This is a genomic window from Mangrovibacterium sp., from assembly GCF_059905295.1.
In genome coordinates this window covers 1-15,049 of sequence record NZ_JBZQJF010000092.1, presented here as the reverse complement: position 1 = coordinate 15,049, position 15,049 = coordinate 1, and the positions used below count along the sequence as shown (strand labels likewise).

Annotated in this window: 11 protein-coding genes and 1 tRNA gene; 8 read left to right on the top strand and 4 right to left on the bottom strand. The window is 42.5% G+C overall.

What is annotated here, in order from left to right; genetic code table 11:
- Window positions 1–68: 68 nt before the first annotated feature.
- A tRNA-Leu gene (locus tag AC37HE_RS05050) sits at window positions 69–154 on the bottom strand.
- 311 nt (window positions 155–465) lie between these two features.
- Here AC37HE_RS05050 and AC37HE_RS05045 point away from each other — a divergent pair.
- The 7 genes from AC37HE_RS05045 to AC37HE_RS05015 all read left to right on the top strand — a co-directional run bounded on the left by AC37HE_RS05045 (window position 466) and on the right by AC37HE_RS05015 (window position 10,066).
- Window positions 466–1,053: an RNA polymerase sigma factor gene (locus AC37HE_RS05045; protein ID WP_500781696.1), complete on the top strand. Its 588-nt coding sequence runs from the start codon at window positions 466–468 to the stop codon at window positions 1,051–1,053.
- A 90-nt stretch (window positions 1,054–1,143) separates the two neighbouring features.
- Window positions 1,144–2,193: a FecR family protein gene (locus AC37HE_RS05040; protein WP_500781695.1), complete on the top strand. Its 1,050-nt coding sequence runs from the start codon at window positions 1,144–1,146 to the stop codon at window positions 2,191–2,193.
- 196 nt (window positions 2,194–2,389) lie between these two features.
- Window positions 2,390–5,794 carry a TonB-dependent receptor gene (locus AC37HE_RS05035; RefSeq protein ID WP_500781694.1) on the top strand — a complete coding sequence of 1,135 codons (3,405 nt, stop codon included), beginning with the start codon at window positions 2,390–2,392 and terminating at the stop codon, window positions 5,792–5,794.
- Window positions 5,795–5,812: 18 nt separating this feature from the next.
- A complete protein-coding gene (locus tag AC37HE_RS05030) occupies window positions 5,813–7,459 on the top strand; it encodes a RagB/SusD family nutrient uptake outer membrane protein (RefSeq protein ID WP_500781693.1) in 1,647 nt (548 codons plus the stop codon).
- 66 nt (window positions 7,460–7,525) lie between these two features.
- The gene (locus AC37HE_RS05025; RefSeq protein WP_500781692.1) at window positions 7,526–8,401 is read left to right on the top strand and encodes a hypothetical protein; all 876 of its coding nucleotides are present in this window, start codon (window positions 7,526–7,528) and stop codon (window positions 8,399–8,401) included.
- A gap of 82 nt (window positions 8,402–8,483) precedes the next feature.
- Entirely contained in the window at window positions 8,484–9,062 is a 579-nt protein-coding gene (locus tag AC37HE_RS05020; protein WP_500781691.1) for a DUF4369 domain-containing protein, read from the top strand.
- Window positions 9,063–9,091: 29 nt separating this feature from the next.
- The gene (locus AC37HE_RS05015) at window positions 9,092–10,066 is read left to right on the top strand and encodes a glycoside hydrolase family 5 protein (RefSeq protein ID WP_500781690.1); all 975 of its coding nucleotides are present in this window, start codon (window positions 9,092–9,094) and stop codon (window positions 10,064–10,066) included.
- A 67-nt stretch (window positions 10,067–10,133) separates the two neighbouring features.
- Here AC37HE_RS05015 and AC37HE_RS05010 read toward each other — a convergent pair whose 3' ends face one another.
- Complete coding sequence (locus tag AC37HE_RS05010) at window positions 10,134–11,198, bottom strand: DUF2027 domain-containing protein (protein ID WP_500781689.1); 1,065 nt, start codon at window positions 11,196–11,198, stop codon at window positions 10,134–10,136.
- Window positions 11,199–11,336: 138 nt separating this feature from the next.
- On the opposite strand from AC37HE_RS05010, the gene AC37HE_RS05005 reads away from it, so the two are divergent.
- A complete protein-coding gene (locus AC37HE_RS05005; RefSeq protein ID WP_500781688.1) occupies window positions 11,337–12,575 on the top strand; it encodes an S-adenosylmethionine:tRNA ribosyltransferase-isomerase in 1,239 nt (412 codons plus the stop codon).
- 227 nt (window positions 12,576–12,802) lie between these two features.
- Here the strand turns inward: AC37HE_RS05005 and AC37HE_RS05000 are convergent, their stop codons facing one another.
- The gene (locus tag AC37HE_RS05000) at window positions 12,803–13,525 is read right to left on the bottom strand and encodes a GW dipeptide domain-containing protein (RefSeq protein WP_500781687.1); all 723 of its coding nucleotides are present in this window, start codon (window positions 13,523–13,525) and stop codon (window positions 12,803–12,805) included.
- A 57-nt stretch (window positions 13,526–13,582) separates the two neighbouring features.
- Window positions 13,583–15,049, bottom strand: a 1,467-nt coding sequence (locus AC37HE_RS04995) for a hypothetical protein (protein ID WP_500781686.1), incomplete at its 5' end; no start/stop codon positions are given.

Here is a 15,049-nt window from a genome sequence, read left to right as displayed (position 1 = left end):
TTTTCCTTTTCCATCCCCCCTAGCATCCCCCATATACGACAAAAGCCGCGGAAACCGCGGCTTTTTAGTGCCCAGGACGGGACTCGAACCTGCACGCCCAAAAACGGGCACCAGCCCCTCAAGCTGGCGTGTCTACCAATTTCACCACCTGGGCAAGAAAACCAGAACGAAAAAGAACAATTGTAGCAATCAGCCCTCTTTCAAACGTGAGTGCAAAACTAAAAAAATAATCAAAACGCCAATCCTGCTTAGCTAAAAATATTCCTATCTAAGTTAGGTTTTCAATTAACAAATTGATATACAACACCGAATATGATGGCTTTCTTTTATCAGAATACGTATTAACCCCGGAATAAACAAACAAGATTTGAAGAACTATAAACATATCAACTATTACAAAACATATTTTTGGCATCTTTCAATCCTGTTCTATATCTTTGAATTCAATAACCCAACAACTAGCTTTTGAAAACCAACAAGCCAGATATTGTTATACTCCAAAAGTTTAAGCAAGGAGACTCGAAAGCATTTGAGCATCTTTACTTAATTTATCACAAAAGGCTTTATTCGTTTTTATTTAGTTTGTGTCATTCGCACACTGAGAGTGAGGAAATTCTTCAACAAACCTTTATTCGTATCTGGGAAAAACGAGACTTATACAACGAGTTCTACCCTTTTGACTCCTTCCTTTTTAAAGTTGGAAAAAATATTTTTCTGAATCAGGCCCGTAAAAAGATCAATAGTCGAATAGCTGATGTTGATATTGCACTATATGATGAGTTAATGACTGAAGATGTCGACCAATACTTAATGCTGGAAGAAACCAAATCATTAATTGAAGTTTTAGTCAGTGCAATGCCACCTAAACGCCAACAAGTATTTCGGATGCAAAAATTTGATGGAAAAACCAGAAAAGAAATTAGCGAAGAACTAAATCTTTCTATCGTCACAATCGACAGCCATTTAGCCAAAGCAAACGAAGATCTGAAAAGCGGGCTGAAAAAGTTCAACATTACAGCACTGAGTATTTTTACCTCACAATCAAAGCATTAAATAAAATTCTAAAAAAAATATTCTTTTTTTCACCTGCCGACTCATAGTTTTTCCTTTTCAAAGTGTACTGCTTACAAAAAGGGAACTAAAATGCCTGACCAAACCGAAACGAAACAATTACTTCTTAAACTCTTCAAAAACGAAAAGTTAACGAAGGATGAACTCAAACAATTATATCGCACATTTAATCAGCAATCGGAACTGGAGTCTATCCAAGATTGGTTGAATGAAAAATGGGAACATTCGTACTTTGATGAAATCTCCCCGAAATCCTCCAGACAGATTCTGAATAACATTCAAGAACAAATTAAAGCCAAATCACCTCGCAAAATTCAACGTAATCACAACTTATTTAAATGGACCACAGCCGCCGCTGCTGCAATATTAGTAGCATTTTTCCTTTCTATTTCCCTCTTTTTCGATGTTCAATTAAAAAATGACCACTTGGTGCAATTGCAGGAAATTACAGCGCCTAATGGTCATATTGAGAAACTAACATTGCCCGACGGAACCAAAGTATGGTTGAATCCCGGTTCCTCTATCATTTATAAAAATGATTTCACAAAAGAAACCATTAGAGATGTTCGCCTAAACGGCCAAGCCTATTTTGAAGTCGCCAAAAACCCGAAAAAGCCATTCATCTTGGAAATGGGTGATATTGGGCTGAAGGTACTTGGCACTACGTTCAATGTCTGCAATTACAAAGAAGATCATACCATTAAAATCGCGTTGAAAGAAGGGAAGGTTAGTCTTTTTGAAGGAGCTTACGAAAATGCGGTGAACTATACAGATCTGCATCCGGGACAAATGGCTCAATATACCAAAGGCCAATCCGGTTTTGCAATTCAGGAAGCAAACGTTAATCAACTCAGTTCCTGGATCAACGGAGTACTTACATTCCGCGATGAAACCATGTCGAATGTATTCCGCCAGTTGGAACGCTGGTACAATGTAAAAATATTAGTAAGTGATCCGGAAATTAACGATTACCTGTTTACTGCAACAATCAAAACCGAAAGTCTATCTCAAATATTAACGCTGCTGGAATTCACCTCTCCTATCCAATGCGAGGTGTTAAAAGACAGTGGCTACCAGAATTATAAACCCACAATTTTAATCAAACCCAAATCAAACCAGTAGATGCCAATGAAATAAACACCAACGACAAAAAAAGGAGATGCGCCAACACCTCCTTTCAATCAGAGCCTCCTGTTTGCAGCAAAAGGCTCATTTTAACTTGAACGCTAATTCAAATCATTACGAAATTATGAAAAAAAACTATTTAACTATGGTTTCCGGGTTAAATACGCTCTGGAAATCCAAATTATTGAGAACTATGAGGATAACAGTAATTCTATGTCTGTTACTGGTGTCTCAGGTGTTAGCTGAGAACAGCTACTCCCAAAACACTCGCCTTTCGCTAAACCAGACGAATACAACTATTCGAAAAGTACTTCAGGAAATTGAAGACCAGACCGAATATTACTTCATGTATAATGGTAAGTTTGTTAATGTTGAGCGATCTGTAAGCATTAATGCTGAAAATCAACCCATAACAGAAGTACTAAACACCCTTTTCGAAAATACGGGGATTTCCTACCGGATTGATGATCGCCAGATTGCCTTATCAGAAAATTTTACGCCAACACAAACACAACAGGAGAAAAAGGTTACCGGTACAGTAACCACCCCCGACGGCAATGCAATTCCTGGAGCAACCATCAGTATAAAAGGAACAACAAACGGAACGATAACCGATTTTGATGGAAACTATACAATAACAAATGTTCCTGCCGATGCAACATTGATTTTCAGTTTTGTGGGAATGAAAACCGTTGAAATGGCTGTCGCCAATCAAAGCGTAATTAACGTTGAAATGGAAGAAGAATCAATCGGTTTAGAGGAAGTTGTAGCCATTGGCTATGGTGTACAGAAGAAAAAATTACTAACCGGTGCGAATACAAATGTCAAGGGAGAAGACATTCAGGCATTAAACACGACAACTGCAATGGACGCCTTGAAAGGGGTGACACCAGGGGTGACCATTACACAAAACAACGGTCAACCAGGGGCTTCCAGCAAAATCAACATCCGTGGTATTGGAACTACCGGAGATTCGAGCCCACTTTATATTGTCGACGGTGTAATCCAGGGAAATATTGATTATTTGAGTCCAAGTGATATCGAAAATATTGATGTATTAAAAGACGCTGCTTCGGCTGCGATCTATGGTTCGCGCGGTGCAAACGGTGTTATTTTGGTAACAACCAAAAAAGGACAAAAGAACATGCGACCGGTCATCACATACGACGGATACTACGGTGTTCAGAACGTTTACAAGCTACCTGACCTGCTAAATGCTCAAGAGTATGCCAACATCATGGATGAGGCCTTGGTTAACTCAGGTAATGCTCCTCATAATTTCGCAAAGTTGGTTCCGGACTGGGACAAAATTCAGAGCGGTGAATGGGAAGGTACAAACTGGTTTAAAGAAATGATGGTCAATGATGCTCCTGTTCAAAGTCACGCTGTCGGAATTCAAGGTGGAACAGCACAATCAACATACTCGTTCGGGGTATCGTATCTAGATCAGCAAGGTATTGTCGGCAAACAATCCAACTCATTCTATAAGAGAACGAACGTGCGATTAAATACCAACCACATCCTAATAAAAGCCAATGGTCGCGATGTGCTGACATTTGGTGAAAATATCACCTTTACGAATAATAAAAGTAATGCGATCCGTCAAGGGAATATATATTGGAACGACGTCCACAATGCTCTTGTAGCAAGCCCGTTTCTTCCAATTTACGATGAAAACGGAGACTACCATAAAACAATTGAGTGGAACACTTCCGACCCCAACCCGGTCGCGATGATGGAATATCAAACGAAAAACGGAGAAAACGACAACAACCAACTGGTTAGTTCATTCTTCCTCGTGGTAGAACCGATTAAAAATCTAAAACTTCGCTCCAGCATTGGTTACAATATGTATTGGGGAAACAACCGTAGTTGGACACCACAGTACAACCTGGGGCCTCGGTATGTTACCGACAACGACCTGGTTTCTCAAGGAGCGTGGTCCGGACGTAGCTTGATCCAGGATAATACACTGACATATAGCCTCAAGCTGGACGACCACAACTTCGAAGCGATGATTGGTAACAGTATCGAAAAAACGCAGCAAGGAGTAAACCTAAGTATATCAAATAAAGGAAGCTTGTTCCAGGACTGGGAACATGCCTATATCGACAATACCCCTGAAGCTTCAACCAGCAACACTTCGATTGGTGGTCGTGACGATTTTGGCTGGTCAATGATGTCCTATTTTGGCCGTGTAAGCTATAACTTCAAAGAAACGCTGCTGTTCTCTGCAATGTTACGCGGTGATGCTTCTTCACGCTTTCCTAAAAACAACCGCTGGGGTTATTTCCCCTCTGTATCTGCAGGTTATGTCTTAAGTAACGCCCCGTTCATGTCGAGCACATCCGATATCATCGATTTCTTTAAAATTCGTGCGAGTTGGGGGCAAGTTGGAAATGAACGCATCCAATCGTTCCTGTATTCTTCAACAATGGGATACCTGGATAGTAATAATAATTTCTACAACTGGTCCTACGGATTCGGATCCGACAAAACAACCCGCTCCATTGGTTCAAAACCTGCTCGTATTCCAAATCCGGATATTGGCTGGGAAACTTCAGAGCAGCTGAATATTGGTTTCGATGCCAATTTTTTACAATCTCGTTTAGGCGTAAATTTCGACTGGTATAAAAAAGATACGAAAGACTGGTTAGTTGAAACACCGATCCCTGCACATAACGGCGGTGGAGATGGTGTCATGACAATTAACGGCGGACAAGTAACAAACAAGGGGATTGAAATCGCATTAAGCTGGAATGATCAAGTAGGTGACTTCCATTATGGTGCAAGCGTTTCACTCTCTCACAATAAAAATGAGGTAACCGCAATTGCAAACTCTGAAGGAATCGTTCACGGGCCAAGTAACGTACTAAGCCAAGGAACAGGAGAAATCTTCAGAGCCCAGGTTGGCTACCCTATCGGTTATTTCTGGGGATACAAAACTGACGGTGTAATCCAAAATACAGAAGAAGCAAATTCGTGGGTCGGACCTGACGGTTCAAAATATTTCGACGATCAACAACCTGGAGACTTACGCTGGGTGGACCAAAATAACGACGGTGTGATCAACGAACTTGATAAAGTTATGATTGGAGATCCTAATCCGGATTATATCCTGGGTATTCAACTAAATGCTGAATTTAAGGGATTCTACATCAATACAACCTTGAACGGTGCTTTTGGGCAACAAATTGCAAAATCGTATCGCTCGTTTGCCGACAGTTACAAAAATAACTATACAACCGATGTATTTCTGCGTTGGCATGGTGAAGGAACTTCCAATAAATATCCAAGATTATTATCCTCACCACACCGTAACACGCAAAACTTATCTGATCTGTATATTCAAAACGGTGATTACATGCGGATCAGTAACTTGACAATTGGCTACGACCTTAAGAAACTGGTTAATAAAATGTTCTTAAGTGAAGCTCGAATTTATTTAACTGCGAAGAACCTTTATACATTCACCGGGTACGACGGTATGGACCCGGAAATTGGATACGGTTACGATACTAGCTGGGCATCCGGAATTGATTTGGGTCTTTACCCATCTGCAAGAACTTATCTGATTGGTGTAAGCCTGAAGTTTTAATTCAAAACATGAACGATAATGAAAAGATTAATCTATATAGCATTGTTCGCCATTCTGGCAGTTTTATCCGGATGCGGCGACAACTTTCTCGATCAAAAGAACTTATTTGAAAAAGACCTGGAAAATTACTACCAAAACCCAACCGACGTCAATGAAGCATTAATTGGCGCATATTCTTGTCTGGCTGTTGACGGAGGTGGAAACCACCCATTAATGATGGCCAACTTACTAAGCGACGACTGCTTTAGCGGAGGTGGTACAAATGACATTGAAGTGGGTGGAACCGATAAATTTGAGAACCCACATGAAGATTTGTACCTGGAATTTTACAAAAGAAATTATGAGGGAATCTTTATTCTCAATAGTTTGTTAGAGCACTTCGACCAAGCTACCTATGACGACGCAGAGGCCAGAAGACAAGCTCGTGGAGAAGCTCATTTTTTAAGAGGAATGTTCTATTTCCGACTGGCGAAATTCTTTGGAGAAGTGCCGCTGGATATGTCTTCAACTCTAGAGTATTTGCCCAAAGCATCTGCTGATGAAATTTATGCTCAAATTGCCAGCGATTTAAAATTAGCGATCGACAGCATGACAGCTGAACCGTACACCAATTTTGAATCAGGCCGTGCAACCAAGTGGGCAGCCGAGGCAATGATGGGACGGGTATTCTTGTTCTACACCGGCTTCTATCAGAAAACTGATCTACCGACAGTCGAAGGAACTGCTATAACTCAGGCAAACGTTGTTAGCTGGTTGGAAGATTGCATCGCCAACAGCGGACACATTTTACTACCAAAATATGCCAGCATATGGCCATTTTCCTACCTCAGTGACGATGGACATGATGACGGATATGCCTATGCCGAAGATGTAACCTGGGCCGGTGACGGATGTGCCGAAACAGTTTTTGCTGTGAAATATACCAACCAGGGAGATTGGGGAAATACAGGCCGCTTAGCCTATGCCAACGAATTTGTTTTATATACAAGTCCTCGCGCCTACGACTATCCTCCGTTTGGTTATGGATGGGGTATCGGGTCTGTGAATCCGGATCTTCTTGACAGTTTCGAAGCCAATGATCCACGTAAAACATCGACCATCATCAACAACGAAGATCCAAACGAACCAACTTATGGTGATGCCTACAATTGGGCAGGCTGGAACTGTCGTGACGAAACGGGGCTATGGAATAAGAAATACTCAGCAATTATTCGCGATGTTGACGGAGACGGCACATATACAGGCATGTATTATGACTTGTATGGTGGTACAAACAACATGCAACTTTGGAATATGCAGGATGATATTATTCTTCGTTTTTCTGATGTTCTTCTAATGGCTGCCGAATTAGGAAGCAATTCACAAGACTATCTTGACCAAGTAAGAGATCGCGTGGGATTACCTTCTGTTACGTATTCATTATCAGCTTTAAAAGCTGAACGTCGCCATGAGTTTGCATTGGAAGGTATTCGTTGGTTCGATTTGTTACGTTGGGGAGACGCAGAAACAGCAATCAATGCCAGCAACGGCATTCCGGTGAAAACAGACAATGTCAATACAACCTACAAAATCACTTATGACGCCAACCGGGTATTCCTGCCCCTTCCCGAGTCTCAAATCCGGGTGTCCCAGGGAAACCTTGTGCAAAATCCGGGATGGGAATAATAAAACTGTCATGCATGAAAAATAGTTTATCACTGTTTTGTATGTTAAAACCTAAAAATTAAGTCAATGATGAAAAACAAAATATTATACCTGGTAGTAGCAGTCATGTTGTTTGCATCCTGCGACCCCATCGAAGAACGACACGATGCCGGCGAAGTTCTCACTGAGTCGGAATTACAAAGTTACATGGATGTCACTGTGAACGGCAATGTCGCGACCTGCACAAACAACGCTCCCGGCGTTATTTCCTTCTGGAAAACGGATTTTGGGCAACAGTCGAACGAGAACTCTGTTGACTTCTATATTCCTGTAGCTAAAACTTATACAGCAACGCTTACTGCATATTGTGCCGGCGGCCCCGTTACGGCAACCAAAGAATTTACAATTACTGAAAACGACCCGGAGTATTTCGCTGACCCATTCTGGAATATGCTCACAAATGGAACCGATGGAAAATCCTGGGTTTGGGCTACTGATATTCCCGGTGGAAAAATCTGGGGTAACGGTGGTTACCTGGCCAGTTTAAAACCGGAATGGTGGGCACTGGGAATAGACGATATTCCAGGACAAGGTGGATCCGCTACTGACGAAATAACTTTCGACCTAAACGAAGGCTTGAACTTTACCGTTACAGGAATGAACGCAGAAGCTCCTGTTCCCGGCAACGGAACCGGGACCTTCAACATGGACTTGGGAGACGCCAATCATTTGATGAACTCCGATGGTTCAGCCGTGTGGTCGTACGGTAAAATAACATTTACAAACCACACGATTCCTTTGGGATTCGAACCAAACAGTTCCGGACATCCATTACATTATAAATTCGATATTCTGAAGTTGACGGAAGACGAACTACAACTTGCCTTCCCCGAACCTGGCGTTAACTACGCTTGGGGAACGGCATGGTTTTATATGTTTAAACGTAAAGGTTATTCCTACTAATTAGGTTTCAATTAAGGAGAGACCACCCTACCCGGTGGTCTCTTTTTCAATATCCATGTTTCGCAGATCATCACAAACGCTTATGAAATATCTGTTTCTCCTTTTCATCCTATTAACAGCCTGCCAACAACCTGACAGCTTTATCATCCACGGACAAATGCCCGATTCGACTTTCGATGGAGAATGGATCTACCTTGTACCAATGTTTGACGCAACAGTTGACCAGGTTGATTCATGTGCGATCAAAGACGGCGAGTTTCAGTTAGAGGGAAGTGCTGATCCAAACGATGTCTTTATTGTAAGGATGAGACCAGCACTTCGACTAAAAATACAGGAGACACTGGTCGTGAAAGAAAAAGGTGATATCTGGATGCAGTTGGGAGAAAACAGCTTGGTTACTGGTACTGCAACAAACGATTCTATACAGCAATGGAAAAAACGTAAGCTTAAGATGGATGAACAAACTTACAAGCTCCAGCTCGAAAAAAGATCACTCCCCGACAGCTTACAAAACAAGATGCAGCTCCAAATTGACTCCATCGTTGAAACTGTGCGGAACTTCCATCTGCAAACAGCCATCAACAACAAAGACAATGCACTCGGAAAGATGCTTTCCAAATTGATCAGCCAAACTCAACAAACCGAAACCAACAAAAACTGAATCATTTTTAAAGCGAAGAATCGAAATCCATGAATCTAAAATCAATTCTTCTCGCTATAAGTTGCTGTTGCCTGGTAAGCTTCAGTGTTTCGCAAACCCCGATAGAGAAACACGGGCAGCTAAAAGTTGAGAGCGGCCAGGTTGTCGATCAACACGGCATAGCGCCGCAATTGCGTGGTCTAAGCTTTTCCTGGAGTATATGGAAAGGGCAGAAATATTACAACACCGATGTTGTTGATTGGATCTGCTCTGATTTTAAAGTTAGCCTGATCCGCGTGTCAATGGGTGTGGAACCGAAGGGCGGTTATCTTGACAAGCCGGAATTTCAGCAAAAACTGGTTACAACAGTAATCGATCGTGCCATCCAAAACGGCGTTTATGTGCTTATCGACTGGCACGATCACCATGCAGAGAAACATGTAGAAGCGTCGAAGGCTTTCTTTGCCCAAATGGCTCAAAAGTATGCAGGCAATCCACAGGTGATCTACGAAATCTTCAACGAACCCGATCACCAAAGCTGGTCAGTCGTAAAAGACTATGCCCTTCAGGTGATTTCAGTTATTCGGCAATACGATCAAGACAACCTGATTGTTGTTGGAAGTCCTCGCTGGGATCAGAACGTTGACGAAGCAGCCGACGACCCGATTACCGGATATCAAAATATATGCTATTCCTTTCATTTTTATGCGTCGGATAACCGCCACCAGGAACCGCTGCGCCAAAAGGCTAACTATGCCCTGGCAAAAGGATTACCGCTGTTTGTGACTGAATGGGGTGTTGGTGAAGCCGATGGCGACGGAAGATTCGACTTAGAACTTACAAAAAAATGGATGAACTGGATGGAAAACAACAAACTAAGCTGGGTCTGCTGGAATATTACCGATAAAAAAGAAACCACTGCTTTTATGAAGCCCGGAGCAAATATTAAGGGTAGGTGGAGCGAGAAGAAACTAACTCCAAACGGTCTTTACCTACGCAAACTATTGAATAAGCTAAATGACTAACATATAGCACATGCAAAAAAAAGCGGGGTTGAAATTATCAACTCCGCTTTTGTATTTTGATTGGTTCTTATTTGCGAATAATCACCATGGTTGCACCATAGCCATACTCCTGAAAGCTGGCATCCTGATTCGGATACTTCTTATATTTCGAGGATAGTTCGCGGCGTACTTCCTGCTTCAGTACCCCGTTGCCCAAACCGTGAATAAACACGACCTTCTTCACAACGTTCGACGAAATGGCTTCTTCCATCTTCTCGCGGAAAGTCTTCATCTGCAAATCCAGCATATCTTTATTCGACAGGCCCGCGGTATCATCAATCAACTCGTGAATGTGTAAATCTACCTCCAACAGTTCCGGCAACTCAACCTTCACCTGTTTCTTTGGGCGGGCAGGCTCTTTTTCCCGTTCAGCCTTCTTCAGATCCTTGTTAGTGAGATCCTTCATGGCCTTCTCCATATCCGATTCATTCAACTTATACAGCATCGCTTTACCGCTGAAGAAATCATTCTCCTTAAAGCTTCCCGACTTGTAAAATTTCACCGGGTTAATCGTAATACGTTTCCGAAGTGGCTTCTCCAACTTGGCCGACTTGTCCTTGTAAAACATCAGCTGAAAACCAAATGCTGGCAGCTCTGCAATATCAGCTTGCGACAAGGTTTCGAGCAACAACTTGGTATTCGGTTCCAATTTCCCGGCTTCCTGCGTTACATATTGCTCGTTGCTGTAATGACTGAAATGATATAGAATGAAGAAGTTACTATCATTTACGAGGTAAACCTTCGTTTGACCGTCCAGCGGATTACGGGCATTCTCGGGCAAAAATGCCAGGTAAAACTTCGGCTCATCATTTCCCCGGATAATGGTAATCGGTTCCTCCACTTTCGGCTTACGCTGTTCTTCAGCTTTGGGCTTTTGCGTTCCCCTGCGAATAAAATCGCTCACATCCGGCTTTTTATCGCTGTTGGTCACTCCTTCCTGATCGATCTCATCCATAATAATTTCCGAAGTCAGAACAGGTATTTCAAAACCATCTTCGTTCTCCACATGAACCATATTCTTGCCGACAATTTTAGTGATGATTCCACCACCAACGTCGTTCATAAATTTAACCCGATCTCCTATTTGATACATAGTTTTCTATTTTGACACAAAAGTAACAAAAGGAAGTTTCTAGTTCTAAGTTTTAAGATTCAAGTTTCATATTCTAAGTTCTAATAAGTTCCAAAATCCGGCAATCCAATAATTTCATTTTTTGTAATTTTGCCGCCCATGAACAAGCTTAAAACAGAAACAACGGTATTTGATCTCAGTGCACAGGCCCTGAATTACGAGTTACCCGACGAACGAATTGCCAAATATCCCTTGCCCCAACGGGATCAATCCAAGCTGCTGATTTGGAAAGGCGGCGATATCATCGATTCGCAATTCCAGACACTCCCCGACTTTTTGCCGGAAGACAGCTTGCTGATCTTCAACAATACAAAGGTAATACGGGCGCGTTTGTTGTTTCAGAAAGCAACCGGAGCCAACATCGAGATTTTCTGCCTCGACCCGCTTGTGCCGGCTGACTACCAGATTGCTTTTCAGCAAACCGAAAGCTGTAGCTGGAACTGCATGGTGGGCAACCTGAAGAAATGGAAAACTGAAGTGTTGGTGAAAGAAATTCAGATAAACGGAAAAACAGTTGCTTTTAAAGCCGAAAAGATCAACCAAATTGATGGATCAGTACAGGTGAAGTTTAGCTGGGATTATCCCGGGGCTGACTTTGCCAGCTTGATTGAAGCTGCCGGTATTCTGCCTATTCCACCTTACCTGCATCGCGAAACCGAAGCAAGTGATTTGGAACGTTACCAAACCATTTACTCCAAAATAAAAGGATCGGTAGCTGCTCCAACAGCAGGACTGCACTTTACCGACGCCGTATTTGAAAGGCTGAAAGCCAAACGAATTGATTGCGACGAGGTAACCCTGCACGTGGGGGCAGGAACCTTTAAGCAGGTGAAAGCAGAGACGATTGGTGAACACGAGATGCACGCCGAGCAAATCATCGTTCGCCGGGCACTGGTTGAAAAGCTGCTCGCCCACCAAGGTAAGCTGGTTGCGGTTGGCACAACTTCCATCCGCACCCTGGAAAGCTTATACTGGTTGGGCGTGAAACTACTGCAAAAACCCGACAGTGCCCTCAACGAACTCGACATTGAGCAATGGCTACCATACGAAACAGAAAAGGCCTACACCAAACAGGAGTCCCTTGAAGCTATTCTGGCTTATATGGATCAACACCAACTGCCAACCATTGGTGTACACACCAAAATTATTATTGTCCCAGGCTACCGGTTTCGGATTGTGGAAGGCATGATCACCAATTTTCACCAACCACAAAGTACCTTGCTATTACTCATCTCGGCCTTTATTGGTGACGACTGGCAACGGGTGTACGAACATGCCTTGAACAATGATTACCGATTCCTGAGCTATGGCGATAGTAATTTGTATCTGAAGGACTAGCTTGTTGTTTAACCTCGTGATGCAATAATGCATTACATCAAGGGATCCGATCTTTCAGAAAGATCGGATCCCTACGAACCCCTAACTAAAAATATTGTCATCGCCATCATTAGTTGCCCGGCTGCCGTTGAAACACATTGGTATCGTAATCATTGGGTCTTTGCATTCAATTGACGACATAAAAAAAGGGGCATTACAGCCCCTCTTCCATATCGTTTTGTGTCGACTTAGTTCGACGCAGCACCTTCAACAATCACCTTATAAAAGTATCCGGCACCAAAATCTTTATCAACGGCAACGGTTCCTTTCATGGTTACGGTGTCGCCAACGGCAACATCTTCATTCGTTGTTAAAGTCAGGTCATATTGGTCATCAGCACCGGTACCATCCTGAATGTGTACCCAGTTGCGGTTCATAATGCCTTTGTTGACTTTCACCACCTTCCCGCGTACAGTTACTTCCTTACCGGCATAATCAGCTTTATTACCAAACAGCTCAGCAACGGTAATACCCCCTTCGGCCGGTTCAACTTTAATGTTCTCATCCTGAGCAATCACTTTACGTCCCATCTCTCCGTGCGGACTAGCCATTGCCGGTTTGTTCGATGTACCCAGGTCTTCAACAAAAAATACGCTTGCAAAAACCGTATCCAGGTCATTACTCTTGAAATCTTTCATTTCCATCGATTTGCTAAAGTAATAAGTCTGGCCTGGTGCGGGAGTCATCTTATTCACAGCAATCCAGTACTGCTGGTCTCCTTCGTTCACCTGCAAATAGGTATACGCACTGGCCTGCAAAGCTTTATCTACCGTTACAGCATGCATCATCGAGCTGGTGTCGATTGGCTCAACAGCCTTCTTTTTCTTTTTCACACAGGAAGTCATTAAAACAACTCCTAAGATCATCACAACAAAAAGTCTCATGGTAAATTTGTTATTTATTTTATTCATAATGTAGATTCAATGTCCTCCTGAAAGTTAATCAAAGATTTTAAATAAAGAATACATTTAAAAACGCTTCGTCAAATTGATATATATCCGGTTATAATTATCTACTTTCTCAAAGACAGACTCCCAATTAACTGCAACGGAAAACTTACGCGTGATTCGCCAGCTAAAATCCAGTTCTCCGGCATGTTGCAGCAAAGAATTATCAACGCCGTTAAATTGGTAATCGATATAGCGATATCCTAAAGAGGTCGAAAATTTTCCATCCCATAAATCCTTATAAATACGCATTCCATAAACAGATCCGTCCACATAAACTGTTTTCAACCTGTTGGCAGACAAGGTAAGGGTAGCTTCGATATCCGGAATTTGGTTAATGGATAGAAAACCGCGATATGACGTAGATGCTTTAGGATCAGTATTGCGCTTCCGGTAAGTCGAGTTCACTCCAACGGTAATTAAGGGAATCGGTCGGTAATTGACGCGAAATTGAACACCTTGACGGGTAGCTTCATCCATTAACTGGTCGACCAGGCTTTTAAACGTCTCGTAGTAAATCACGTTTTTGCGATTATCATACGATGCATCGGTCCATAGCTGCCGGTTAATCCGGTACCGTAGTAAAACGTAAAAACTGGTCAGGCTGGTCGTGCTTTTCCCCTGTCCGTTTTCAGTTTTATACAAATCAATTTCGCTGGATAGGAAAAGGAACAAATGTTTGAGCAAGGAATTTCGATGCTGAAAATAGAGAAAGCGACGGTCGGTTTTCCCATTATTGGTTTGGTTAAAGAAAGCAAGGGAACTTAGAACTGAACCATTTACCCCTTTCGCCTGATGGGCAGCATACACACCGTATTCCAGTAAATCGGAATTAAAGCCATAGTCGAAATAATCGGGCCGAAAACCAACTACTGCACCAAAGCGAAAGTTCTTCACTCCGGTTTCATATTGAAGGCCGTCAATAGCTCCAATATTCGACAGATTAGGATTAATCTTTCTTCCAAGCCAAATATCAGACTGATTACCGACCTGGTACCGAACAGCCAAACTGTAAATTTTCAGCGCATTAAATAAATTATCCTTCACGGATGCCCAATCAGAGGTCAAATAACTGAAGTTAGTGTAGATTTCGGCAGAAAAGCGACTATTGCTGATATTATTAGCCTGTAAGGACAAACTGTAGCGCATCCGGTGACTATCTGAAGAGGTGGCATTCGAAAAGGCTGAATAAGAGGAAGCCGCTATTCGTCCACGTATTTTTTGTTTGAATGCAAGCTCCGGACTTGGCAATTCCGTACTATCAGAGACTGCCTCTGTTGCTTCTTCCTTCGTTTCTGCAATCGTAGTTTCGTCCTTTCGCAGCCTTGACTTTGCCCGTTGGGAACGACCAATGACTTCCTGCCCCAACGATACAACCATATCAGGAAATGGTTTTCCAATAACAGAATAACTCGACTTTGATTCAATCAGCATCAAAGGAGCCAAGCTGTCTCCATTCCGGATAAAAATAGTATCGCCAACCAACAA